The 23855-nt window shown below is 61.1% G+C and carries 25 protein-coding genes; 1 reads left to right on the top strand and 24 read right to left on the bottom strand.

Annotated elements, in window-relative coordinates; all coding sequences use genetic code 11:
- Positions 1-139: 139 nt before the first annotated feature.
- From DW913_RS04810 to rpsP, 8 genes are read right to left on the bottom strand one after another with little or no spacing between them, the layout of a single operon-like run.
- Positions 140-1015 (bottom strand): pyruvate, water dikinase regulatory protein, encoded by an 876-nt coding sequence (locus DW913_RS04810; RefSeq protein WP_117797758.1) that lies wholly within the window; start codon positions 1013-1015, stop codon positions 140-142.
- Between the two features lie 34 nt (positions 1016-1049).
- Positions 1050-3146 carry a glycine--tRNA ligase subunit beta gene (gene glyS / locus DW913_RS04805; protein ID WP_117797757.1) on the bottom strand — a complete coding sequence of 699 codons (2097 nt, stop codon included), beginning with the start codon at positions 3144-3146 and terminating at the stop codon, positions 1050-1052.
- A 3-nt stretch (positions 3147-3149) separates the two neighbouring features.
- The gene (locus DW913_RS04800) at positions 3150-4061 is read right to left on the bottom strand and encodes a glycine--tRNA ligase subunit alpha (RefSeq protein ID WP_006236091.1); all 912 of its coding nucleotides are present in this window, start codon (positions 4059-4061) and stop codon (positions 3150-3152) included.
- Positions 4062-4120: 59 nt separating this feature from the next.
- Complete coding sequence (gene lepB / locus DW913_RS04795) at positions 4121-4684, bottom strand: signal peptidase I (RefSeq protein ID WP_055250011.1); 564 nt, start codon at positions 4682-4684, stop codon at positions 4121-4123.
- Positions 4685-4686: 2 nt separating this feature from the next.
- Positions 4687-5445 carry a tRNA (guanosine(37)-N1)-methyltransferase TrmD gene (gene trmD, locus DW913_RS04790; protein ID WP_055250008.1) on the bottom strand — a complete coding sequence of 253 codons (759 nt, stop codon included), beginning with the start codon at positions 5443-5445 and terminating at the stop codon, positions 4687-4689.
- A 10-nt stretch (positions 5446-5455) separates the two neighbouring features.
- Positions 5456-5977, bottom strand: a complete 522-nt coding sequence (gene rimM, locus DW913_RS04785) for a ribosome maturation factor RimM (RefSeq protein ID WP_117797756.1) — start codon at positions 5975-5977, stop codon at positions 5456-5458.
- A gap of 4 nt (positions 5978-5981) precedes the next feature.
- The gene (locus tag DW913_RS04780) at positions 5982-6227 is read right to left on the bottom strand and encodes a KH domain-containing protein (RefSeq protein ID WP_171021534.1); all 246 of its coding nucleotides are present in this window, start codon (positions 6225-6227) and stop codon (positions 5982-5984) included.
- Between the two features lie 42 nt (positions 6228-6269).
- Positions 6270-6611: a 30S ribosomal protein S16 gene (gene rpsP, locus DW913_RS04775; RefSeq protein ID WP_022094749.1), complete on the bottom strand. Its 342-nt coding sequence runs from the start codon at positions 6609-6611 to the stop codon at positions 6270-6272.
- 201 nt (positions 6612-6812) lie between these two features.
- Between rpsP and dinB the strand changes: the two genes are divergently transcribed.
- Entirely contained in the window at positions 6813-8066 is a 1254-nt protein-coding gene (gene dinB, locus DW913_RS04770) for a DNA polymerase IV (protein WP_117797755.1), read from the top strand.
- Between the two features lie 99 nt (positions 8067-8165).
- Here the strand turns inward: dinB and rsfS are convergent, their stop codons facing one another.
- The 16 genes from rsfS to DW913_RS04690 all read right to left on the bottom strand — a co-directional run bounded on the left by rsfS (position 8166) and on the right by DW913_RS04690 (position 23811).
- The gene (gene rsfS, locus DW913_RS04765; protein WP_035138582.1) at positions 8166-8621 is read right to left on the bottom strand and encodes a ribosome silencing factor; all 456 of its coding nucleotides are present in this window, start codon (positions 8619-8621) and stop codon (positions 8166-8168) included.
- Positions 8622-8649: 28 nt separating this feature from the next.
- Positions 8650-9183: a bis(5'-nucleosyl)-tetraphosphatase (symmetrical) YqeK gene (gene yqeK, locus DW913_RS04760; protein WP_199580770.1), complete on the bottom strand. Its 534-nt coding sequence runs from the start codon at positions 9181-9183 to the stop codon at positions 8650-8652.
- A gap of 86 nt (positions 9184-9269) precedes the next feature.
- Positions 9270-9947 (bottom strand): nicotinate-nucleotide adenylyltransferase, encoded by a 678-nt coding sequence (gene nadD / locus DW913_RS04755; protein ID WP_117637231.1) that lies wholly within the window; start codon positions 9945-9947, stop codon positions 9270-9272.
- Between the two features lie 3 nt (positions 9948-9950).
- Positions 9951-11417 (bottom strand): GTPase ObgE, encoded by a 1467-nt coding sequence (gene obgE / locus DW913_RS04750; RefSeq protein WP_199580762.1) that lies wholly within the window; start codon positions 11415-11417, stop codon positions 9951-9953.
- Positions 11418-11501: 84 nt separating this feature from the next.
- Entirely contained in the window at positions 11502-11759 is a 258-nt protein-coding gene (rpmA, locus tag DW913_RS04745; RefSeq protein ID WP_006236075.1) for a 50S ribosomal protein L27, read from the bottom strand.
- Between the two features lie 33 nt (positions 11760-11792).
- Positions 11793-12167 (bottom strand): 50S ribosomal protein L21, encoded by a 375-nt coding sequence (gene rplU / locus DW913_RS04740; protein WP_035138585.1) that lies wholly within the window; start codon positions 12165-12167, stop codon positions 11793-11795.
- Positions 12168-12234: 67 nt separating this feature from the next.
- Entirely contained in the window at positions 12235-13047 is an 813-nt protein-coding gene (locus tag DW913_RS04735) for a TIGR03936 family radical SAM-associated protein (protein ID WP_117797752.1), read from the bottom strand.
- The gene (locus DW913_RS04730) at positions 13044-14921 is read right to left on the bottom strand and encodes a TIGR03960 family B12-binding radical SAM protein (protein WP_117797751.1); all 1878 of its coding nucleotides are present in this window, start codon (positions 14919-14921) and stop codon (positions 13044-13046) included. Before DW913_RS04730 ends, DW913_RS04735 begins: the two co-directional genes overlap by 4 nt.
- 10 nt (positions 14922-14931) lie before the next feature.
- Positions 14932-15861 (bottom strand): YcjF family protein, encoded by a 930-nt coding sequence (locus tag DW913_RS04725; protein WP_117797750.1) that lies wholly within the window; start codon positions 15859-15861, stop codon positions 14932-14934.
- Positions 15862-15879: 18 nt separating this feature from the next.
- Positions 15880-17106: an FtsW/RodA/SpoVE family cell cycle protein gene (locus DW913_RS04720; protein WP_055249988.1), complete on the bottom strand. Its 1227-nt coding sequence runs from the start codon at positions 17104-17106 to the stop codon at positions 15880-15882.
- 9 nt (positions 17107-17115) lie between these two features.
- Positions 17116-19182: a penicillin-binding protein 2 gene (mrdA, locus tag DW913_RS04715; protein ID WP_117797749.1), complete on the bottom strand. Its 2067-nt coding sequence runs from the start codon at positions 19180-19182 to the stop codon at positions 17116-17118.
- 13 nt (positions 19183-19195) lie between these two features.
- Complete coding sequence (locus DW913_RS04710) at positions 19196-19762, bottom strand: rod shape-determining protein MreD (RefSeq protein WP_117797748.1); 567 nt, start codon at positions 19760-19762, stop codon at positions 19196-19198.
- An 11-nt stretch (positions 19763-19773) separates the two neighbouring features.
- Complete coding sequence (gene mreC / locus DW913_RS04705) at positions 19774-20715, bottom strand: rod shape-determining protein MreC (protein ID WP_117797747.1); 942 nt, start codon at positions 20713-20715, stop codon at positions 19774-19776.
- A 78-nt stretch (positions 20716-20793) separates the two neighbouring features.
- Complete coding sequence (locus tag DW913_RS04700; protein ID WP_006236061.1) at positions 20794-21825, bottom strand: rod shape-determining protein; 1032 nt, start codon at positions 21823-21825, stop codon at positions 20794-20796.
- Between the two features lie 127 nt (positions 21826-21952).
- Positions 21953-23257 (bottom strand): tetratricopeptide repeat protein, encoded by a 1305-nt coding sequence (locus DW913_RS04695; RefSeq protein ID WP_055309859.1) that lies wholly within the window; start codon positions 23255-23257, stop codon positions 21953-21955.
- An 11-nt stretch (positions 23258-23268) separates the two neighbouring features.
- Positions 23269-23811 carry a peptidylprolyl isomerase gene (locus DW913_RS04690; protein WP_055249980.1) on the bottom strand — a complete coding sequence of 181 codons (543 nt, stop codon included), beginning with the start codon at positions 23809-23811 and terminating at the stop codon, positions 23269-23271.
- Between the last annotated feature and the right edge of the window lie 44 nt (positions 23812-23855).

Genomic DNA, 23855 nt, shown 5'->3' with positions numbered 1-23855 from the left:
CAAGGAAAGTGCAGGTCGGATGCGATGTTTTTGCTAAATCGCTTTACCATTTATCAGCATTATTTCCAAGTATTCTCTTTGGTTAGCTAAAAGAGCCCCGTCCCAAATTAGCTACCCAAACAACCTTGTCCCAAGTGAGCTACTTTTGTTGAGCGCGGCGGGCGGCACGGCGGGCTCTTGCCTCTTGAATCTCTTCGAGGTGAGCAATGATCTCGGCAGCGCTTTCCTCGATGGCTTTGCCGTCGGTACGCACAACAAAGCAGCCTAAGCGCTTCATGAGGGCACGAGCTTCCTCAAGCTCGCTGCGCACGCTCTCAGGCTCGGCATAGGAGCCGGCAACGGCACGGGCGTAGTCATCGCCCAAGCGGCTATCGCGAATCTCAGAAATAACGTCGACGGTCGAAATCAGGCCGAACAGGTGCATCGGGTCAACCTCGTAAATCGACTTGGGCGGCTCCATGCCATGCGCCAGTGGGACATTGGCGACCTTGTAGCCCTGATAGGCTAAATACATCGACAGCGGCGTCTTGGATGTACGCGACACACCCAGCAGCACGATATCGGCACCCGACAGATCGTCGCAACCACGACCGTCATCGTGCTCAACGAAATACTCCATGGCCTCGATACGATGGAAATAGCGGTCATCGGTCTTGTGAATCACGCCCGCAACGCACTTGGGCGGCACACCGATGAGCGACGACAGCACGGCAAGCGTCGGGCCGATCAGGTCGACCGAACGGATATGCAGCATACCCAGGTAATCGAGCACGCGGGCGCGAAGCGCCGGATCGACAATGGTATGGAACACGGCGACATCGCGATGGTCGGCATCGACGCGCGGCCCCACAAATGACTTGACCTGCTCCACGGAGGTCACCTTGGGCAGGCGCAAAACGCGAAAAGCCCCTTCATCAAATTGCCCGGACGCCGCAAGCACCACCTCACAAGCGGTATCGCCGAGCGAGTCGGAGATAACGATAACGGTGGGACGAGCGGTGACCGGGCAATCCATGCGGGGCTCCTTTTGCGCTTATGCGCAGGCTGGCTTACTTTTTGCGGGCAAGCTCACCGATGTTGGCAATGCCGGAGAAAACGGCCTCGAAGCGGTTGAGCAGCTTAAGGCGATTATCGCGAAGCTGCTCGTCCTTGTCCATGACCATGACCTCATCGAAGAAACGGTCGATGGGCGCGCGCAGGGCGGCGAGGGCGGCAAATGCGGCCGGGTAGTCCTCGGCAGCAAGGGCGGCATCGACGGCGGTCTGAGCAGCCTCGGAGGCGTCGGCGAGCGCAAGCTCGACCTCGCCCATCAGGCTGCGGTCATACTCCGCACCCAGCTCGGGCTTGGAGATATGCGCGGCGCGGGCATAGGCGGTCGCCAGGTTGTCGAACGTCTCAGCGTCGTTCTTGCGGGCCTCGTCGAGGGCGGCGCAGCGGGCGAAGAAGACGGACGGGGCGATGATGTGCACCGCGGAGACGGCGGCGACGGTATCGGCCGGAATCTTTTCGTCGCGGGCCATGCTCACCAGGCGGCCATGGAAGAAGTCACGAACCTGCTGGGCGACCTCGGCGGCGTCGAACTCAATGCCCTGCTCACTGTAGAGTTCGAGGGCAAAGTCGATGAGCGACGTGGGGTCGATCGGCAGACGGTCGCGCAGAATGTTGATAATGCCGATAGCGGCACGACGCAGCGCGTAGGGGTCGGAGGAGCCGGTCGGGGGCTCGCCGATGGCAAAGATACCGGCGATGGTATCGAGCTTGTCGGCGCAGGCCACGATGCAGCCAGCGGTGCCCTCGGGCAGCTCGTCACCGGCAAAACGGGGACGATAGTGATCGCGAATAGCATGGGCGACCTCGTCGTTCTCCCCCATCGCGGTCGCGTAATAACCGCCCATCACGCCCTGCTGGCTCGTGAACTCGACGACGGCGTTGGACACCAGGTCTGCCTTGCACAGGTGTGCGGCGCGAGCAGCGTCGGCGGCAAGATGGGCGCCCAGGTGAGCCTCGCGGGCGATAGCGAGCGCGAGCTGCTCGATGCGCTCGGACTTGGCGAGCACGCTACCGAGCTTCTCCTGGAAGGCAACCTTGGACAGACGCTCACGGAACTCGTCGAGGGAGATCTTCAGGTCCTCCTCGTAGAAGAACTTAGCGTCGTCCAGACGGGCGCGCACGACGCGCTCGTTACCGTCGATCACTCGCTCGGCGTTCTCGGGCTTGCTGTTGGAGACGACCACGAACTCACGCGTCAGCTTGCCCTCGCCGTCATAGATCGGGAAGTAGCGCTGGTTGGTGAGCATGGACTCGCAGATAATCTCGTGCGGGACCTTGAGGAACTCCTCGTCGAAAGTACCGACGAGCACCGTCGGCCACTCGCAGAGGTTAATGACCTCCTCAAAGACCTTCTTGGGCGTATCGACATGGCAGCCGGGGCGAGCGGCCTCGACCTCGGCGATACCGGCGAGAATCGCCTCGCGACGGCGCTCGGCAGAAAGCACGCCGGCATCCTCGAGCACCTGCTCGTAAACAGCGGGGCTGGCGACCACATGGTCACCGGGGCCAAGCACGCGATGGCCACGCGTGGTGTTGCCACTCGTCACGTCGGCAAACGACACGGGCACAACATCCTCGCCCAGAAGGCAGCAGATCCAACGGACCGGACGAACAAAGGTCGCGTGCTCGTGGCCCCAGCGCTGAGAGCGGTAGTTGGGCCACTGCAGGCCGGCGATGGTCTTCTCGCACAGAGCGGTCAGAATCGGCGTAGCCGGTGCGGAAGGGATATTCTTCTCGGCAAAGACGTACTCGCGGCCGTCGGTGTCCTCGCGACGGACCAGATCCTCGGCAGCCACACCGCACTTGCGGGCGAAGCCCTGGGCGGCCTTGGTGGCGTTACCGTCAGCGTCGAAGGCGATGTTTGCCGCGGGGCCACGCTTGACCTCGTGAACCTCATCGGTCGCGGTGGCAACGTCGGCAACGAGCGCAGCCAGGCGACGCGGGCTCGAGATCACGCGGACCTCGCCGTGGGCCAGACCGGCCTCGTCGAGACCCTTGGCGATCATGGTACCAAGCTGCTTGACGGCATTGTTCAGCGGTGCAGAGGGCATTTCCTCCGTACCGATCTCAAACAGGAAATCCTTAGCGTCTGCCATGGCTTACGCCACCTCGCCTTCCTGGTCGGCATTCTCGTTGACTCCGGCGACCTCGGCCATGTAGGCCTCGCAGCACGCCTTGGCGACGGCGCGGACGCGCAGGATGTAGTTGGCACGCTCGACCGCGGACAGGGCGCCGCGGGCATCGAGCAGGTTGAAGGCGTGGCTGCACTTCATGACACAGTCGTACGCCGGCAACGGCAGCTTGCGCTCCAGGCAGGAATGGCACTCGGCCTCGTAGTCGTCAAACTTCTGACGCATCATCTCGACGTTGGCGACCTCAAAGTTATAGGCACTGAACTCGCGCTCGTTCTCGAGGAACACGTCGCCGTAGGTCATGGGCGTGCCGTCGGGCAGATAGCTCCACACCAGATCGTAGACCGAGTTGACGCCCTGAGCGTACATGGCGATACGCTCCAGGCCATAGGTTATCTCGACGGGCACGGGGTCGACCTCGATACCGCCCACCTGCTGGAAGTACGTGAACTGCGTGACCTCCATGCCGTTGAGCCAGACCTCCCAGCCAAGGCCCCAGGCGCCCAGCGTCGGGCTCTCCCAGTCGTCCTCGACAAAACGGACGTCATGGTCGTTGGGGTCCAGGCCAATGGCAGCAAGAGACCCCAGGTAAAGCTCCTGAGCATTAACCGGAGAGGGCTTAATGAGCACCTGGAACTGATAGTAGTGCTGCATGCGGTTAGGGTTCTCGCCGTAGCGGCCGTCGGCGGGACGGCGGCAGGGCTGCGCATAGCAGGTGCGCCATTCGGCGGGACCGAGCGAGCGCAGCGTGGTCGCGGTATGGAAGGTACCGGCACCGACCTCGGAGTCATAGGGCTGCATAATGACGCAGCCCTGCTCGCCCCAGTACTGCTGGAGGCGCAGGATGATGTCTTGGAAGGAAAGCGATGAAGCGTTCATGCCTCTAATATCCCCTCGTCGAAACGATTACACGGTTAGGTACTGTACTATAGCGGTTTTTAGTCGATAGCGCCGATGCGGTTGAGCGGCCAGTAGCGCACAAGCGCCACAGCGATCAAATCAGAGCGATCGACGGGACCAAAGTAGCGCGAGTCGGCAGAGTTTTCGCGGTTGTCGCCCATCACCCACACGCACCCGTCGGGGACGGTGTAGGGATAACTCACCTGGGCGCCAGGCGCTTGGACCGAAAGCGGCCAGCTCATGCCCGTCGTATAGTCCTCGTCGAGCGCTTGGCCGTCAACGACCACCTTGCCGTCCTGCAGGTCGACCGTCTGGCCGGCCGTGGCAATAACACGCTTGACAAGAACATCATGCTCGGAAGTGGCATCGGGGTTGTGGAACACCACGATATCACCCTGTTTGACGGGCTGACCGAGCTCGAGGCTCACCTTTTGTGCCAGGATCTGGTCGCCAATCTCGATCGTGTCCTCCATGGAGCCGGTGGGTACCACAAAGGGCTCGACCACAAAGGTGCGGATCAGGAAGGTGGCCACGAGCGCGATCGCGATGACCGCGACCCACTCAAAAGCGCCCCTCAACGCGGAATGCTGCGATGGAACCATTCTCACTCCTCGCTCTGCGAATACGAAGCGTCCAGAATCTCCTGCGCGTATGCGCGCTCCTGGGGCGTAAGCCGTGCCGTCTCGATCAGGTCGGGACGCCAGCGGCAGGTGCGCTCGATGGCATTCTTACGGCGCCAGGCGTCAACCTTGGCATGGTCACCGCTCACGAGCACCGGCGGCACGCCCTCGCCGTTGAATTCAGCAGGGCGAGTGTACTGCGCATACTCGAGCAGGCCTCCGTCCTCGGCGGTCGAGAACGACTCGTCCACGTTGCTCATCTCGTCACCAAGGGCGCCGGGAATCAGGCGTACGACGGCATCGGCAACGACCATAGCGGGAAGCTCGCCGCCCGTGAGCACGTAATCGCCGATCGACAGGCGCTCGTCGGCATACGCATAGGCACGCTCGTCGACACCCTCGTAACGGCTGCACACAAACAGCAAGCGCTCGCTTTTGAGCAGGCGCTCGGCCACATGCTGTGTAAAGGGCTCGCCACAGGGGGTAAAAAACACCACGGTGGGCTTAGGACCCTCGGAGCTAATAGCCTCGATGGCCTCGGCAATAGGCTCGACCTTCATGAGCATGCCCTGCCCGCCGCCGTACGGCTCGTCATCGACGGTACGATGGCGGTCGTGCGTCCAGTCGCGCAGGTTATACGCCTTAAAATCAAAAAGGCCGGCCTTGCGGGCGCGGCCCAAAATCGATGTGGACATGACGGGCTCAAACATCTCGGGAAAGACCGAAAGGGTCTCAATCAGCATGTTGTCCTCCCTACTTGTCCATATCGATCAGGCCGTCCATAACGTGGACGGAAATTGTTCCTGTGTCGGGAAGATCGAGCACAACCTGCTCGATCACGGGAATCAGTACCTCGCCGTACCGATCACCCTCGACAACCCAAACATCGTTAGCGGGCGTCGACATGATCTCGACGATCGTGCCGAGTGAACCGAAGCGCTCGTCGACCACCTCGCGACCCATCAGGTCGGTATAGGCGGCGTCGAGTGAATCGAGTTCAAAATCGTCACGATTTGTCAACACATAGCATCCCGTGATGCCCTCGGCGGCCGTCAAGTCGTCAATGCCCTCAAACGAGACCAGATCGCCATCGCCCGTATCGGTGACGGACACGACCGTGCAAAAGCGGTCGCGCTTGAGCGCCGGCGGCGTCAGGGCGACGCGCATACCCGGCTCTAATACAGAAGGAAGCCCCCGCAGCGGCTGCGCGAGGACCTCCCCCTTCCTTCCGTGCGGCTTGACCACACGGGCGATGTTTTTGTACTGGGACCTCAAGGTCCTAGCCCAGAACCTCTACCTCGACAGCAGTGTCGAGGCGAGCGGCCAGTGCACGGGCGAGCGTGCGAATGGCCTTGATGGTACGGCCACGACGGCCGATGACCTTAGCGACGTCATCCTCGGCGACAGAAACCTCAATCGTAGAGGCGTCGTCACCATCGATGACCTCAAGGCTCACGGAATCCGGGTCGTCGACGATCTGAACAACGAGATATTCGACGAGATCGGCGATGCGATCTGAGAGCATTGCCTCACCCTCGAGCTGTGCAGCGTCAACCTCAGGCACGATTTACTCCTCGGCGCCCTCAGCGGCCTCAGCGGCAGCCTTAGCGGCCTCAGCCTCTTTGGCGAGCTGCTTCTTGGACTTCTTGACGACGGTCTCGGTCTTCTCGCCCTCGTTGGCGGCCTTGACCAAAGCGGCGACGGCGTCGGTGAGCTGAGCGCCCTTGGACTGCCAGTCGGCGATCTTCTCGAGGTCGAGGTTGATGGTCTTGGGGGCGGTCATCGGGTTGTAGCGGCCAACCTCCTCGATGATACGACCGTCACGCGGGGCGCGGGAATCGGCGACGACGACACGGTAGTACGGACGCTTCTTAGCGCCGTGACGAGCAAGGCGAATCTTGACTGCCAAAGGAAACTCCTCCAACCAAGCAGCTTTAGGCTGCAACTACAAACAAACAGTTGAACATAATACGCCATCGACGCGGGCAGGTGAAGTCCGTGAGACCAACTTCTTCGGTGTAGTCGAGGGCAAATCCATATCTTAGACAAGAATTCGGGATTTGCAAGCACATACACGCACCCCACATGAGCTGCGCGGTATACTCATGACATGGAAATACGCGAACATACATACGGTTATGAGGATGCCATGGGCGTCACGCCGCCTCCCTGGACGGGTCCGGCGGTGGGCCTCATGGACCTCGATGCGTTTTTTGCGAGCGTGGAGATGCTCGATCATCCCGAATGGCGCGGTAAGCCGCTCATCGTGGGCGGAGACGCCGATTCGCGTGGCGTCGTGTCCACGTGTTCGTATGAGGCGCGTCGCTTTGGCGTGCACTCTGCCATGGCCTCGGCCGAGGCGCGGCGCTTGTGCCCGCAAGCCATTTGGACGCACGGGCACTTTGATCGCTACCGCGAGGTGAGCGCGCAGGTCATGGCGATTCTTGCCGAGGAAACGCCGCGCGTAGAGCGCGTATCCATCGACGAAGCCTTTATCGATATCACACCGGGTCGCTTTGCGCCCGAAGACCCGCGACTGGTTGCGCGGCGTATAAGCGACCGCGTGGCAGCGCTGGGAGTGACCTGCTCCATTGGCGTGGGCTGCAACAAGACGGTCGCAAAGATCGCAAGCGAGCGTGACAAGCCGTTTGGATTGACGATTGTGCGCCCCGGGACGGAACAGCGCTTTTTGGCCGCGCTACCAGTGTCTGCCATGAGCGGCATCGGGCGCTCGGCCGAGGAACGACTGCGCCGCATGCGCATCTACACCCTCGGCGAGCTATCACGTGCACCGGAATCCACCTTGGCCTCTATTTTTGGCGTCAACGGCGAACGCATGCGCCAGCGTGCGCTGGGACTCGAAATCTCCGAAGTCACAAGTCTCGATGAAGAGCGTGAGGTTAAATCGGTGAGCAATGAGCGCACCTTTGCGAAAGATTTGACTGAGCGCGGGGACATCGAAGCGGCGATTGCGCTGCTGGGTGAGTCGGTTGGACGCCGCCTGCGCCGTCAGGGACTGACGGGCGGCACGGTAACGCTCAAGCTTAAGTATTCGTATGGCAGCGGGCGTACGGCACAGCGCCGGCTGCCTCATCCGACCGACGATGAGAACATCTTCGTGGCGGTTGCACTCGAACTGCTCGACAACATCTGGCAGGAAGGCATGCATGTTCGCTTAGCGGGCATCGGCATGAGCGACTTCGACCACCAAGGCGGCATCCAGACCGACCTGTTCTGCGAAGTCGACGACCGCGGAGCCCAATCAAGCGACCGTCGCGACCTCTCGGTCGCTATCGACGCCGTCCGAGACAAGTTCGGCGACACCGCCCTATCTTTCGGCCGCCAATCCCGCTTCAACGATTAACCGCCTTTAGGCAAAAAGAAAGCCGGGCAGGTGCGGAAAACCGCAACTGCCCGGCGAAATGCGCGAAGCTAGCTAAAAAGCCCCGTATCAAATGAGCTACTAGAGGAGATTGAGGGGGAGCTGGGGGGCGTCACCCCAGAGCTTTTCTAGGCGGTAGAAGTCGCGGGCTTCGGGAGTGAAGACGTGGACGACAACCGAGCCGTAGTCCATGAGCATCCAGGTCTTCTGCTCGCGGCCCTCGATGGAGAACGGATGCTCGCCGCAAGCCTCGGCGACCTTCTCCTCGATCTCGTCGACGATCGAATCGACCTGGCGGTTGTTGGTACCGGTGGCAAGCACAAAGTAGTCGCACACGTCGGAAAGCTCGGTCAGGTCGAGCACCTGCACGTCCTCGCCCTTCTTGTCGTAGGCGGCCTGCGCGGCGGCGCGGGCGACATCCTCGGCGGCGACACCGCTCGCGGACAGCGAGGCGGCGGTGCGGTCGGACGTGGCAACGAAACTCTTGTGCTCCACACCTTCAAGAATCTGCTCGTCAGTCATGGTCTCGTCGGCCATGGAATACCTCTTTCTAGACACACCCGAGCTAGCGCAGCTGGGCGTAATGGTTGTAAATCGTAATAGCCGTGGGATAAAGATAGCGCCCGGACTGGATCACATAGACCAGACCCTGCGCAAAACAGGAGAAGAACAACTCGTCAAGCGTCGACTCCCCCACCATCTTGCGCAGCGCATGGGCATAGTCGCCGTGACGGTTGGGCTCGATGGCATCTGCCACAAAGACCACCATATCGAGCGGCGTCATGTCGCAGGCACCCACGGTGTGACGGTCGACAGCCTGGAAAACAGCCGGCGACAGCTCGGGAAAAAGCTGCGGAAGCTCATAGGCGGCAACAGGGCCATGCAAAAGCGGCATCGCAGCGGAAGGAGAGCCGGCAACCTTGATGCCATAGTGAAGCGCGCGGGCCACGAGCTCGTCATCGGAAAGAACCTTGTCCCAATCGTGAATTAAGCCGGCGGCAGCCGCATCAAAGCGGTCAACGCCGTAGACCTCGGCCAGATGAAGTGCGGTCTCGGCAACACCCAGCGAATGCACATAGCGCTTGCGCTTATCTTTCATGCGAACATCGAGCAGTTCTTGAATGCGCTTGAGCAGCGCGCGCTCATCGCCCTCAAACTGATCCTCTACCGACAACGTAGCCCCCATCACTCAAAATCTTCTTGGCCCAAATCGGCATATAGCCTGCGCTTGCGAATGTAGCCGAGCACGGACTCGCTCGTAAGATAGCGCACGCTCATGCCGCGGGCAACTCGCTTACGAATGTTCGTCGAGCTGATCGCCAGCGCCGGAATCTGAATATAGCGCACGTCGAACGGCAGCCCCGACTCTTTGATTCGGGCACGCGCCGTATCGATATCAAAGCCCGGTCGCGTCGCCGCAATAAAGGTAGCAAGCTCAGCGATTCGTTCGGCATCATGCCAGGTCACAATATCGATAATCGCATCGGCGCCCGTAATAAAGTAGAGCTTTACCTGCGGCGGGTAAAAGTCGCGAAGGGCATGAAGCGTATCGGCCGTATAGGTTACGCCCGGACGGTCAATCTCGAACCGGCTCGCCAAAAAGGCCGGGTTCGCGGCGGTGGCGAGGACCGTCATGGCATAACGGTCCTCGGCAGGCGTAACCGGCTTGTCAAGCTTAAAGGCGGGAGAGCCCGCCGGCATAAAGAGCACGGCGTCCAAGTCGAGCGACTCGCGCGCCTGCTCGGCAGTCACCAGGTGCCCGTAATGAATCGGGTCGAAGGTGCCGCCCATAATGCCAAGCCGAAACTCTTTGCCCTCTTTTATGGGCAGCTCGGGCAAACCGATTCCACCGCGCAGCGACATGGCTTACTCGCCCTCCGAGGTCTCGGCATCGTCCGCGGCATCAGCCGCATCGATAGCCTCGACGCCCTCATCCGCAGCATCGGCCACGTCAATGGCCTCAACGGCAACGTCCTCACCAGCGTCCTCGAGCTCCTCGTACTCCAAGAAGTCCTCGGCGCCCTCAAAGTCAAAGGCGCGCTGGCAAATGCGGACCTCGTCGCCCGCACGGCAACCGGCCTTCTCGAGCGCGTCGTCAACACCCATACGCGCAAACTTGTGCTGCAGATAAATGACAGCTTCCTCGTTTTCCCAGTCGGTCTGGATGACCATGCGCTCAATCGCGCGACCAACCACACGGAAGGCATGGGGCTCCTCCTGGACAATGCGGAAACGCTTCTCGCGCTGCAGACGGCGGCGCTCCCACTCCTCGTCGCGCAGATCGACCGGCTCAGCGGAGACCGCCAACTCGGCACGCAGCTTAGCCACCTGCTCGCCCACGGCAAGCATCAGCGTGTTGAGACCGGCGCCCGTCACGGCGGACACGGCAAAGAACATATGTCCATCGTCGAGCGCGGCGCGCTTGAGGTCGGCAATCTTGTCGGCCGTGCCCGGCGCATCGCACTTGTTGGCGACGACGATCTGCGGACGCTCCGAAAGCTCGGCGCCATACTGCTCGAGCTCACGGTTGATGATGCGGTAATCCTCAACCGGGTCGCGATCCTCAAAACCGCCCGTCATGTCGACGACATGCATGATCAGGGCCGTACGCTCAATGTGGCGCAGGAACTGGTGGCCCAGACCCTTGCCCTCGCTCGCGCCCTCGATCAAACCAGGAACGTCGGCAACAACGTAAGAATACTCACCGGCACGCACCATGCCCAGATTGGGCACGAGCGTGGTAAACGGATAATCGGCGATCTTGGGTCGGGCGGCACTCATGCGCGCGATGAGCGAGGACTTGCCCACCGAGGGGAAGCCCACGAGCGCGGCATCGGCCATAAGCTTCATCTCGAGCTCAATCCAGTGCTCCTCGGCCGGTTCGCCCAGCTGAGCGAACGCGGGCGCGCGGCGCACCGACGTCACAAAGTGCGTGTTGCCCAGGCCACCGGCACCGCCGGGCGCCACGACAACGCGCTCGCCATCATGCACCAGGTCGGCAATCTCGAACATCGGGGTCTGCGTCTCGGGGTCGAGCTCGCGCACCACGGTGCCCATAGGAACCTTCAAAATTAGGTCCTCGCCGCTCTTACCGTTACGACGGGCACCCTGCCCGTGCGTGCCGCGCTCGGCGCGGAAGTGATGCTTAAAGCGGTAATCGATCAGCGAAGACAGCTGAGCATCGGCCTGGATGACGACATTGCCGCCACGACCGCCGTCGCCGCCATCGGGGCCGCCCTTGGGGACAAATGCCTCGCGCCTAAACGACATGCATCCGGCTCCGCCGTCGCCGCCGCACACGTTAATGCGGCTGATATCGGTGAACTGTGACAACAGAATCGCCTCCTACAAAAAGAGGGAGACCCTTGAATCCTAAAACTCAAGTGCCTCCCACATATGTGCTCTATGAAGGGTGAATTACGCGTTCGCGAGCGGGCGTACGCTGACCCTGTGCTTGATACCCTTGTGGAACTCAACGGTACCGTCGACCAGCGCGAACAGCGTGTCGTCCTTGCCACGGCCAACGTTCTCACCCGGGTGGATGTGAGTGCCGTGCTGACGGACGAGAATCGTGCCCGTGGTTACCGTCTGGCCGGCATAGCGCTTCGTGCCAAGGCGCTGACCGCGGGAGTCACGGCCATTACGGGAGGAACCGAGTCCTTTTTTGTGTGCCATTGTGTATACCTACTCTTTCGTTACGAGTGTAATCTACTCGGCGACGGGAGCCTCGGCAACAGCCTCGGCCTCTGCCTTGACAGCCTTCTTGGCGCGGGACGTAGCCTGGACCTTCACGATCTTCAGCTTGGTGAGCTGCTGACGGTGACCCTTCAGACGACGATAGCGCTTGCGCTTGTGGAACTTGAAGACCAGCTGCTTCTCGCCCTTGAACTGCTCAACGATCTGAGCGGTAACCTTGGCCTTGGCCAGCTTGTCGGGATCGGTGACGATCTTCTTACCATCGTTGAGGAAGATGACCGGCAGGGTGACCTTGTCGCCCTCATTGCCCTCGATCTTCTCGACGGTGATGACATCGTCGGTGGCGACCTTGTACTGCTTGCCGCCCGTGTTAACGATTGCGTACATGTTTACTTGCCCTTCATGCATCAGTTAGTGCAACAGCCGAATATAGTAGCAGGCGAAAATACCCCCGTCAACGAGTATGTGAAGCAAATCCACAAGTTCGCACAGGTATGGGGCTGACGAGTCGGCCCTCGTCGTCCTCGCATGCTTGATTCTGACGCTCGACATCGTAGGAGCAGATGGTCACGAGGTCTTGCATACCGGTGGAAACAATAGGTGCATCCACGCCCGGGGTCAAGCCCTGCAACAAAACATCAGCAGCAGAAAGCAAAATTTCCGGACGCATGGAGCCCTCGTTATCGGCATGGGTGTCGAGCATAAGCACCAGATGGTCCGGGCGCTCCCCCGCCGTGAGCTCATAGCCCACAAGCGTGTGATCCAAATCCAAGCGCTTGCTCTTTTTGCCGCGCGCGTAGTCGATGCCATGGTCCGCGCGCAGCGTGTCGATCGCACGACGCACCTCGTCGGCGCTTACGGGCGCCTCGGGATCCAAGTGCAGGTCGATGCGATACGACAGACGCGTGAGTTGCGCCGTCAACGCCGGCGTGCGCACGTCGATATACGCCGCCTCGATGGGCGCCAGATCGGTCGGAGACGCCGCAGCCAGACGCCCAAACGCCTCGTCGAGCGCCACAAACTCGGTCATAAACAGGTCATACCACTCGCAGGTCGACGACGTACCCACCGGTAACGCCGAAGAGAAGCCCACGCGCATGTGCGGAGAGAAGCCCTGCGTGACGGCATAGGGAAGTCCCGCACGGCGCACGATGCGCTCAATGGTATGGATTACTTCGAGATGGCCCAGGTACTTAAGGCGATCGCGCTTGCCATAGCGAACGCGAAGTCTAAAGAGCGTGGGGTTGTCGGTCAGGCGCTCACTCATGCGCGATCACCCATCAATACATTCTTGGCGTGGAGCGTGGGGCAGATTCCGCAGCCGGTGCACGACGTGCGGGTGCAGTCGGGAGTCGTGACACCCTCGAGCGAGCGACGGTACTCGCGCTCGAGGAAGCCGCGCGTGCAGCCGGGGCTCACGTGCTCCCACGGCAGGCGCCAGTCCAACTCGTAGGGCAGGTGCACGAGCTCATTGAGGTCGATGCCGTTTTTGGCAGCAGCCTCCTTCCAGTTATCGAGCGTGAAATGCTCTACCCAGGCGTCAAAGCGAGAGCCCGCGCGCCAAGCATCGATGATGACGGGCGTCATGTCACGACCGGCGCGGGACAGAGCGGCCTCGATGAGCGAGGTCTCGGCATCGTGGTAATGCACGCGGACGGCACGGTTGCGAACGCTCGTGATGAGCAGCTTCTGGCGACGCTTGACGTCGTCGTAGTCGAGCTGCGGGCACCACTGGAACGGCGTGGCAGCCTTGGGAATAAAGACCGAAACCGAGATCGACACCGAGATCGAGCCGCGACGAGCCTTGGGCACCACGGAACGGCCGAGCTCCAGCACGTGATCGGCCAGATTGGCGATGGCCACGATGTCCTCGTCGCGCTCGCCGGGAAGGCCCATCATAAAGTAGAGCTTCATGCGGTTCCAGCCGGCCTCGAAGGCCGCCTTGGCCGCACGGTCCAGGTCCTCCTCGGTCACGTTCTTGTTAATGATGTCGCGCATGCGCTGGCTGCCGGCCTCGGGCGCGAACGTCAGGCCGCCCTTCTTTTCGCCGGCGACCGACTCGGCCATATCCACGCCAAACGAATCCAGGCGCTGCGACGGAATAGACACGCGAATACCCGTATCCTCCAGGCGACGGTTGAGCCTGCCGAGCACGTCACGAATGCAGGAGTGGTCGGTCGTGGAGAGCGAGGTCAGCGACACCTCGTCATAGCCGGTCTTTTCCAGACCCAGAATCACCGACGAGACGATCTGGTCGGCCGAGCGCTCGCGCACCGGGCGATACGTCATGCCGGCCTGGCAAAAACGACAGCCGCGGGCGCAGCCGCGCAGAATCTCGATAGACAGGCGATCGTGGACCAGCTGCGCATAGGGCACGCACGACTGCGACAGCGGATTCGTGGCGCCGAAATCCTCGACGACGCGTTTGTAGACCACGGTCGGCGCATCCTTGCCCTCGCGCGGCACGGTGTAGCCATGCGGCGAGCAGGGCTCGTCGTGACGAACCTCATAGAGCGACGGCACGTAGTTGCCGGCAATGGATGCAAGCTGCTCAACAATCTGCGCGCGCGGGACTCCTTCGTCGCGCAGGCGGCGATGCAGCTGGCAGGTCTCGAGCAGCGATTCCTCGCCCTCGCCGATGAGGATGGCATCGAAGAAGGCCGCGTACGGCTCGGGGTTGTACACCGAGGGGCCGCCGGCGATGATGATGGGGTCGTCTTCACCTCGGTCGGCCGCTAACAGCGGAATGCCAGCGAGGTCGAGTGCCTCGAGGAAGTTCGTCACCGCCATCTCGTGCGGCACATGCAGGCCGACGATATCAAACGAAGCGACCGGCGCTGCACCCTCGAGCGAGAGCAGCGGAATGCCTGCCTCGCGCATAGCGTCACCCATATCGGGCCACGGCACATAGCCACGCTCGCAGGAGATGCCCTCGGCCTGGTTAAGGATGTTGTAGAGGATGGCGATACCCTGGTTGGGCAGACCAACCTCGTACACATCCGGGTAGATCAGGCAGCAACGGTAGTCGGCATCGGCCTTGGAAAGCGTGCCCCACTCGTGATCGATATAGCGGCTCGGCTTTTCGACCTTGGCGAGCAGCGGCTCAATTAAATGAAAGCAGTCTTGATACGGAACGCGCAACGGAAAACCCCTAAGCAGCGAGATCGGATGCGTCTTGGTAGGACGCCATAGGACGGATAGCGCCCGCGACCGTGGTCACCAGATCGCGAACGCGGGAGAACGTGGCAGTGACCACCTCGTTGGCACGGCTGTAGTCGACATCGCGCTCGTAGAGCGAAACGAGCGCACGGCCCATGCCATAGGTGCCCGCGGCAGCAGTGAGCGCCTTGACGGCAAACCCAATATGCGGCGTCTGCTTGACGAGCGCACGGGTGACCGCGCGGATCACAAGACCGCCGGCAAGCACGCCCGCGACCTCGTAGCCGCGCTCAGGCTTAATGCCGCGTCCAAAGACGGCAGCGAGCTCAAAGAGCATTCCCACCTGAGCCAGCGCCATAACGGGATAATCGGCGCCCGGCAAAAACACCAGCGCACCGGTCGCCATATTGGTGAGCGCGCACGAGGTGATGATACGATTGGCCGCCGCGATGCGCATAAAGGCAAAGTTCGCCGCAAAAGCCGTTTCCTTGTCGGTGCGATCGAGAATCCAGCGGGCAAGCGTCTCGAGCAGAAACGTCTTATCGGTTGCCGCCACCACGCCGAGCATGGGCGTGGACTCCTCGATAAACGGCACCTCCACAGCAGACTCGGCAAGCACGCACACGGGCGCGCCGGCGATCACGAGCTCCTGCACGGCACTCTCCAGGCGGTCGGAACCACACGAGAGCACCAGTACCACATCGGTATCGGTCTTTGGAGCAATTCGCTCCTCCCCCAGACGCTCGACGCGCACAATGCCCGAGGTCGTCTGCGGCACAAAGGCGTCACGCACCGTCTCGGCCAGAAAGCGCGAGGCGGACGAATCCAGATAGACCGAGACGCGCACCGGCGTATCGGAATCCTTCTTAACGGACGCGCCCATCTTAAAAGCGCGGGTCAGCTTATCTACGGGAATTTTCATAGCAAACCCCTCCAGCGGTTACGCGGCGCCCGAACGATGCCGCCATATGGATTGTACGATACCCACTGTCAGCAGCTGAATCATCATCGAAGACGAACCGAAGCTAATAAACGGTAGCGGAATACCGGTAATCGGCATCATGCCGATGCACATGCCGATGTTTTCGAAGGTCTGGAACGCCCACATGCCAACGATGCCCACACACGAAAGACGCAAGAACAGCGACTCACACTTAAAGGCGACGCGAATCGTCGAAAAGATCAGCAGCACGTAGAGGCACAGGAGCAAAAAGGAACCGCAAAAGCCAAAGGTCTCGGATAGGAAGGCGAAGACAAAGTCGGTGTGGAACTCAGGCAGAAAGCCGCCGGCCGACTGCGTCGCATGGCCCAAACCCTTACCAAAGAAGCCGCCCGAGCCAACGGCGATAAGCGACTGCTGCAGGTTGTAGGCATCGTCCGAATCGGCATTATCGGGGTCGATAAAGACCGTCAGGCGGTTCATCTGATACTGCTTGATGAGCACATCGTGGCCGAGCAACGAATCAAAGACCGAATCGAGCGCCAGGACGAGGGCCACCAGGCCCACAAGCAGGGCCAGGGTCGACAGCACCCATTCGCGGCGCGCACCGCTCATGCAGATGACGATGGCGCCCGAGACCAGCACGACCAGGCCCGAGCCCAGGTCGCCCATGGCAACGACGGCCAAAAACGGGATGGACAGCATGCCGCAGAGCTTGACGTAGTCGCGAACGGTATCGATGCGGCCGTTATACTGCGAGCCAAGCGTGGCGATAAAGAAGATGGTGATGAGCTTGGCAAGCTCGACCGGCTGGAATGTCAAGCCGATACCGGGAATCTTGATCCAGCCCGTCATGCCCAGACCGCCCGTATAGGACAGACCCGGAATCTTGGGCGAGAAGATCACGATCAGGTCGATGACGAGCAACGCCGTCGAAAAATTGGAAATACCGCGCAGATCGGTACGCCAGACGAGCACCGCAAGCACCGCGCCAATGCCAATGCCCAGCAGGTGGCGCGAGAATGAGGCGTCGGCCTTAAACTGTGACGCCGACCAAATAATGATGGCGCCATAGGCAACGAGCGCGACGGTAGCCAGCAGCACACCGATATGCACCTTTTGGCGAAACGTACCGCGCGAGGCCGAAAGTTGCTTGTTGACGCGGTCCAGGCTGCTGCGAGAGCCGGTCTTGGTTGAACGGAACAGATCCGCCGGAGAAAAATCCATCGCAACCTCCTATCGAACCGAAGAATCGCCCGAGGCCGAAGAGGTATCGGGCTCGTCATAAATCACGCCGAGCACGTCGCGCACGACATGCATCGCGGTATCCGAACCACCGCCGCCCTGCTCCAGGACAGTAGCGATGACATACTTGGGATCATCGGCCGGTGCATAGGCGCAGAACCACGCGTATTCGTCCTCGCCGCTTTTCTCGCCCGTGCCCGACTTGCCGTACACCTGCGGCGTCAGGGTGCCAAAGTGAGCCGCCAGGGACGTCGATGCCGTGTAAATCACGTCGTGCATGCCGTTGCGAACAAGAGTCAAATCCGAATCGCTGTTGATCTTGGCCTCCAGGCGCTTCTTCTTGCCCTTGCCGTTGTACTTATAGGCATCGCCGTCGCCATCGCGCGACACGGCAGACAAAAACACGTGAGGCACGTACTGTTTGCCGCCGTTGGCAAGACCCATATAGGCGCACGCCATCTGCAGGGGCGTCACCAGGATGTCGCCTTGGCCGATGGCAATGTTGGTCATATCGCCGGCATTCCACTTGCGGTCCTCGGCAGAGGCGTCGGTAAAGTACGACTCTTTCCACTCGGCATCGGGAATACGGCCCGCGCCCTCACTCGGCAGATCGATACCGCAGGTCTTGCCTAGGCCCCAGCGACGAAAGACCTCCTGCAGGCCCTCGGAATGTTGCTCGTCATAAAAGAAGGCCTTGCCCATGTCGTAGAAGACGGGGTCGCACGAGTTGGCGATACCCGACTGCAGCGTCATGGTGCCGTGGCCAGACGTCAGCCAGCAGCGCTTGCCCCAAGCCTTGCCCAGGCCCGTCCAATAGCCCGTGCAGTTAGTTGTCTGCGTTGAAGTGTAGGTTCCAAACTCAAGACCGGCCAGTGCCGAGAGCGGCTTGATGGTCGAGGCCGACATGTACTGTCCGCTAATGGCGCGGTTGAGCAGCGGGTGCGAACCCTTGTCATCATTGAGCTCGGTCCACACGTCATTTGAGACGCCGCCGATAAAGACGGACGGATCGAACTTGGGCTCGCTCGCCATGCCCAGGATCTCGCCATTGTTGGGATCGAGACACACCACAGCGCCGTTGCCGGCATTGCTGTAGCCAGTGGTCTTGGCAAGCTCGATGGCGCTCGCCAGCGCCGTCTCACAGGCCTGTTGGATCTTAAGATCGAGCGTGAGCTTAATGTCGGAGCCGGCCTTGGCGGGCACGGCGCCGGCCTGACCGGTCACATTGCCCGAGGCATCGACCTTGACGGTCTGCTCGCCACGAATACCCTGCAGCAGGTTTTCGTAGTAGCTCTCAACACCCGCCTGGCCCACGATATCGCCCGACTGGTACGTAATCCGGCCAGCAGAAGCATCATCACCAGAGGTTTTCTTATTCTGGGCCTCGAGCTGCTCGGAGGTAATGGTGCCGGTATAGCCCAAGATATGGCATGCCGTCTCGCCATATGGATACTGGCGCTCGGTACGCTCGGCAATCTTGACGCCCGGGAACTCGCCGGCGTGCTCCTGAATATAGGCAACCGTGGAGCGACGGACGTCCGTCGCGATGGTATGCAGGCTCTGAGCGCCCTCGGAATTGTCCTGAATATTGCGCAGCACCGCCACGTAGGGCATACCGAGCACGTTGGCAAGATGGCGAACCAGAACCTCATCCTCGGCAAGGTCGCGGTAGGCCGCGACAGCAAGTGAGGGACGGTTCTGGACAAGCGCCACGCCATTGCGGTCGAGGATGCGGCCGCGCACAGCGGGTGTGGTAACGGTGCGCGTCTGATTGCTATTAGCCTGCTTTTCGTAATAGTCCGACGAGACCATCTGCATGCCCCACAGCTTGACGGCAAGCGCCGCAAAAATCGCGCCCACACCCGTGGTGAGGATGGAAAAGCGGCCCTTAAAGGCGGTCGCCGCGGTATTGCCCTCGCCCTCGGTGGCGCGCGGGGCCGTTCCATGCTGCGTATCGTAGGTAAAACGGGAATCGCCGCGACGCATGATGACCAGCGCGACCACGATGGCCACAACCAGCACGATACCGGCGATAATAACCGTCATCTGGGAAGACATCTACGGGCCTCCCCTATTTGAGCTTACGGGTCTTGGGCTTAAAGCGCATGCCCGTCTGGCGTCCGCCACGTGCGGAGAATCCATAACCGGACTGCGGCACGACGCCGGACATCAAAAACGGAATGGCAACCAGACCCGTCAGGATCGAAGACGGCAGCGCATGGCCGAAGATCGCAACGACAAAGCTCGTCTCCAAACCCATAAACAGCAAGATGATGCTGTAGATCACATTAATGACGAGCGCGAAGGCGCCCACGGTGACGCCGCGCGCACTCGGGCTACCGCCCGTCTGACCGGCGGCGCTATGCACCAGGGCAAAAGAACCCACGGTCAGCAGGAGCGACATAACGCCCACCGGCACGGCAGCGGAAAGGTCATAGAACAAGCCGCTGCAAAAACCGCACACGACGGCACGGTTCGGGTCGCCCGAGAACACGCTTAGGCACACCAAGATAATCATGAAGTTGACGCGACCGCCCGCAATGGAGATCTGCGGTGCCAGGCCTGCCTGCAGCAGCACGCACACGATGGCGGCGATTACAAACGTGCGGGAGCTCATCCCCTGCTCGTGTAGATCCATGGACATGCCCCCTATTCGCTCGAGCCGGAATCGGTCGTCTCAGACGTGTCGGAACTGTCATCCGAGCTCTCGTCCTTCGTCTTGGTCGCAGCATCGCGCGACGTTCCCTGCGGCGTGCTATTAGCGGTGTTCACGTCCTCATCCGAGGCCGACTGTTCGTCGGTCAGCGAGGTGATGACCAGCACTTCCTCGTTGTTCTCGGCCGTGGTCTGAGCGCGCACCACAATGGTGTAGTACACGTCGTTTGCCGATTTCTCAACCGACGAGACGGTGCCGAGCGGAAGGCCCTTGGGGAACACACCGCCAATGCCCGAGGTCACGATGATGTCGCCAACCTTAACGTCGGAATCGACGCTCACATACTCAAGACGCAGCGTGCCGTCAGCCTGACCCTGCAGCATGCCCTGGGCGCGCGTATCCTGCACCATGGCGGACACGCCCGAGTTCTCGTCGCCAATCAGGCGCACGGTGGACGTCTTGGCCGAGACTTCGATGATCTGGCCTATGACACCGGCAGAACTCGTCACGGGCATGTTAATGGTAAGCCCGTCGGCAGAACCCTTATCGATGGTAACGGTCGAGGTCCAGGCATCGCCCGAAGCGCCGACGATACGAGCTGCAGTGGACTTGAGGTTGTAGGTCGACTGCAGACCGACCAGACCCTCCAGTCGCTCGGCGGTCTTTTGAGCCTCGGAGAGCTCGGCGACCTTAGAGGTCAGTTCCTCGTTTTGCTTCTTAAGCTCGTCAAGCGTGTCCTGTGACGCCGTAAGGTTAGAGAACACGTTACCGATCGCATTGAAGGGAGCCGCCACAGCCGAGCCCAGAAAACGCACCGGCGAGGTAATCGTCGTCACGCCCGAACGAACGGCATGAATCGGCCCCGTCTCGCCCTCACGAATATAAAACGTGAGCAGCAACACCGAAATCAGGCTGAAAACAATCAACGGGCGCATACCCGTTGATTGTCGCTTGGTATTCAGATTTGTGGAGAAACCCGAAGATCGTGCCAAATGGAATCCACCTTTTGGAAATTAAGCATTGGTCTGGACGAAGCCGCCATCAAACGCATTGGCCTCGAGCACGCGGGCACAGCCGTTAACAACGTTATCGAGCGCCGTGGGGCTGACGTTGACCGAAACGCCGGTCTCATCGCGCAGGCGCACGTCGAGACCGCGCAGCAGCGCGCCGCCACCAGTCAGCAAAATGCCGTAGTACATAAGGTCCGAGGCAAGATCGGGAGGCGTAGCGTCGAGTGCGTCCTTGACGGCCTTGGCCATCTCGTCGAGCGGCTTGTTGAGCGCGCGACGAATCTCCTCGCTCTCGATGCGCACGGTCTTGGGCAGACCGGTGATCACGTCGCGGCCGTTGACCTCGACGTCGAGCTCGTCCTTGAGCGGCACGGCGGAGCCGACCTTGATCTTGATGTCCTCTGCCGTACGCTCGCCGATGGCCAGGTTGTAGGCATCACGAACGTGCGTAAGGATGGCCTGATCGAACTCGTCGCCGGCAATACGAATGGACTGCGAGACGACGATGCCGCCCATAGCGATAACGGCAACCTCGGTGGTACCGCCACCGATGTCGATGACCATGGAGCCGGTGGGCTCCTCGACGGGCAGGTCGGCGCCGATAGCGGCAGCCATGGGCTCCTCGATCAGATAGGCCTGGCGGGCACCGGCCTGGATCGTGGCCTCAAAGACAGCACGCTTCTCGACCGACGTGACACCGGAAGGAACGCAGACGACAACACGCGGACGCGGGGTCCACGGATAGCGCTTCTCAGACGCCTTGTCGATAAAGTAGCGAAGCATGGCCTCGGTAACATCGAAGTCGGCGATGACGCCGTCCTTCAGGGGACGAACGGCCACGATGTTGCCGGGCGTACGGCCGAGCATGCGCTTTGCCTCGATACCGACCGCCAGGATGCGCTCGTCGTTCTTGTCGATGGCGACAACAGAGGGCTCGCGAATGACGATGCCCTTGCCGCGCACGGAGACAAGCGTATTTGCGGTGCCGAGGTCGATGGCAAGATCGCCCGCATAGCTACCGAAGAACATATCCATCAAAGAAAACAACGCAACTCCTGATGTGTTGGATGATTGCTGGAAAACTACTAGCTCATCATACTAGCGCAAGCCCGGCACCTCACTTGCGGTGAAGCGCCGGGCAAAGCTAAATCCCATAAGGTCACTACTGGTTGTCAGCAGCCGAGAAATCCATATCGAGCGAGGAAACGGCCCAGCCGATATGGTTGTCGGAGCGCACGAATTTGACGGTGTACTCCTGCTCGCCGCCCTTGGACAGCGATGCCTTCACCTTGGCGGTCGTCTCGGTCATGGACTGATCCATGCCCTCGACGGACACGGTGGCACCCTGCGGAATCGAGGAGATGATCATCGACTTAGCGTCCTCGGACAGGCTCGATGCCAGGCAAGACTCGGCCTTTGCGGTGTCACCGTCGCCGGCAGCCTGGAACAGATCGGTAACGACAGACTCCTGGGACGGGAAGCCAAAGCCGCGCGTGTAGGCAAAGCCCAGACCGCCCGCGGCGATCAAAATGAGCAGAAGCAGCACGATGAAGACTTTGAGACCCGTGTGGCGATGGCGACGACGGACCTTGGCCTGCTTACGATCCTGACGGTCCTGCTGGACCATCTCGGACTCGGACAGCGTAAAGAAGCCGGTGTCCGAGGGATCGGGCATAAACTGACCGGTCGCGCCCGTAGGATCGAGCGGATCGACGGCAGGAGCGTCCATCGCGGGCGCCGGAGCCGTGGCCATAGCCGTCTGGGCAGACAGCGCGGCAAGCGAATCGTGCACGCGGGCAAGCTCATCGGCCTGCTCGGAGGTGAGCTGGTAGATGCCATCGGCAGTAGCGGCGTTAAAGGCGTCGAGTGCGTCGGAGGGACGGCCGGCGGCAGAAAGCGCCTGACCCATGCCGGCGTTGAGCGCACGCGTGTCGTCGCGGGGGCCGGCAAAGTCGATAGCCGTGCGGTAGGTCTCCACGGCATCCGCCGGACGGCCGAGCTTAATGAAGCAACGACCGAGCTCGCCGAGTGCGGCGGCAGGAGCCGGATTAGCGCCGTCGATGGCAGCCTGACGGAAAGCAGTACCCGCGTTGGCATAGTCGCCCGACTGGAACAGCGCGTTACCCAAGCCCAGATAGGCCTTGAACGGCGTGGCATAAGAAGCGTCCTGCGTAGCAGCAGAGAACGCCTGAGCGGCCGTCGTGTAGTCGCCCACGGCGGCGAGTGCCTTGCCGCGGTTGGTGAGCAGCGCGCCGCGCTTGCCGTAGGTGCCGTCGTTGAGAGCGGCGGCATAGGCCTCGGCGGCCTCGGCATACATGCCCAGGTGCATCAAGGCGTTGCCACGAAGGTGATCGGCCTCGCCCATAATCTCATCGGGAGTTTTTGCCGCCCCAAGCATCTGGGCTGCAGCGGAAAAATCACCCGCGCGGTAAGCGGCGCGGCCCTGTTGGATCAGCTGGCTATTCAAGGAAGTCCCCTTTACTCGTGAACGATCTCGACATGGACGATCTCGTCGCCGGCACGCAGCTGCGAAATCACATCGAGACCCTCGACCGTGGTGCCAAAGACGGTGTAACCGGAATCGAGGTTATGCTGGGCACCCAAGCAGAAGTAGAACTGCGAACCCGCGGAATCGGGGTCCATGGAGCGTGCCATGGCAAGGGCGCCATCGACATGGCTGTTGCGCGGATTGGTGGCAAACTCGCCCTTGATGCAGTAGCCGGGGCCACCGGTACCAGGCATGCCATCGGGGCCCTCAAGACCGGCAGCAACGTCGGCGCCGGACATATCGCGGGTATTGGGGTCGCCGCCCTGGATGACAAAACCGGGCACATAGCGATGGAACTTAAGGCCATCATAGAAGCCCATCGTGGAAAGCTCGCAGAAGTTCGCGACATGAATTGGGGCACCCTCGCCGTCAAACTTGACCTTGATGGTGCCCTTCGACGTCTCGATTACGGCGCACTCGTCGCCGACAAGCTGATACTCGGGCGTGTAGAGCTCTTTCTTAAAACCAAACATGTGGTTCCTTCCTCGTGCGTTTAAAGCATATTTGTACGAATTGT

This window comes from Collinsella sp. AM42-18AC (assembly GCF_003467965.1).
GTDB lineage: Bacteria > Actinomycetota > Coriobacteriia > Coriobacteriales > Coriobacteriaceae > Collinsella.
This window is presented reverse-complemented; position numbering and strand designations above follow the sequence as displayed.

What these genes read in the sequence shown, in the direction of transcription:
- DW913_RS04810 (WP_117797758.1), bottom strand. Translation starts at nt 1,015, where the DNA reads ATGGATTGCCCGGTCACCGCTCGTCCCACCGTTATCGTTATCTCCGAC.
- glyS (WP_117797757.1), bottom strand. Translation starts at nt 3,146, where the DNA reads ATGGCAGACGCTAAGGATTTCCTGTTTGAGATCGGTACGGAGGAAATG.
- DW913_RS04800 (WP_006236091.1), bottom strand. Translation starts at nt 4,061, where the DNA reads ATGAACGCTTCATCGCTTTCCTTCCAAGACATCATCCTGCGCCTCCAG.
- lepB (WP_055250011.1), bottom strand. Translation starts at nt 4,684, where the DNA reads ATGGTTCCATCGCAGCATTCCGCGTTGAGGGGCGCTTTTGAGTGGGTC.
- trmD (WP_055250008.1), bottom strand. Translation starts at nt 5,445, where the DNA reads ATGCTGATTGAGACCCTTTCGGTCTTTCCCGAGATGTTTGAGCCCGTC.
- DW913_RS04780 (WP_171021534.1), bottom strand. Translation starts at nt 6,227, where the DNA reads ATGCTCTCAGATCGCATCGCCGATCTCGTCGAATATCTCGTTGTTCAG.
- dinB (WP_117797755.1), top strand. Translation starts at nt 6,813, where the DNA reads ATGGAAATACGCGAACATACATACGGTTATGAGGATGCCATGGGCGTC.
- rsfS (WP_035138582.1), bottom strand. Translation starts at nt 8,621, where the DNA reads ATGGCCGACGAGACCATGACTGACGAGCAGATTCTTGAAGGTGTGGAG.
- yqeK (WP_199580770.1), bottom strand. Translation starts at nt 9,183, where the DNA reads ATGAAAGATAAGCGCAAGCGCTATGTGCATTCGCTGGGTGTTGCCGAG.
- nadD (WP_117637231.1), bottom strand. Translation starts at nt 9,947, where the DNA reads ATGTCGCTGCGCGGTGGAATCGGTTTGCCCGAGCTGCCCATAAAAGAG.
- rpmA (WP_006236075.1), bottom strand. Translation starts at nt 11,759, where the DNA reads ATGGCACACAAAAAAGGACTCGGTTCCTCCCGTAATGGCCGTGACTCC.
- rplU (WP_035138585.1), bottom strand. Translation starts at nt 12,167, where the DNA reads ATGTACGCAATCGTTAACACGGGCGGCAAGCAGTACAAGGTCGCCACC.
- DW913_RS04735 (WP_117797752.1), bottom strand. Translation starts at nt 13,047, where the DNA reads ATGAGTGAGCGCCTGACCGACAACCCCACGCTCTTTAGACTTCGCGTT.
- DW913_RS04725 (WP_117797750.1), bottom strand. Translation starts at nt 15,861, where the DNA reads ATGAAAATTCCCGTAGATAAGCTGACCCGCGCTTTTAAGATGGGCGCG.
- DW913_RS04720 (WP_055249988.1), bottom strand. Translation starts at nt 17,106, where the DNA reads ATGGATTTTTCTCCGGCGGATCTGTTCCGTTCAACCAAGACCGGCTCT.
- mrdA (WP_117797749.1), bottom strand. Translation starts at nt 19,182, where the DNA reads ATGTCTTCCCAGATGACGGTTATTATCGCCGGTATCGTGCTGGTTGTG.
- DW913_RS04710 (WP_117797748.1), bottom strand. Translation starts at nt 19,762, where the DNA reads ATGGATCTACACGAGCAGGGGATGAGCTCCCGCACGTTTGTAATCGCC.
- mreC (WP_117797747.1), bottom strand. Translation starts at nt 20,715, where the DNA reads ATGCGCCCGTTGATTGTTTTCAGCCTGATTTCGGTGTTGCTGCTCACG.
- DW913_RS04700 (WP_006236061.1), bottom strand. Translation starts at nt 21,825, where the DNA reads ATGGATATGTTCTTCGGTAGCTATGCGGGCGATCTTGCCATCGACCTC.
- DW913_RS04690 (WP_055249980.1), bottom strand. Translation starts at nt 23,811, where the DNA reads ATGTTTGGTTTTAAGAAAGAGCTCTACACGCCCGAGTATCAGCTTGTC.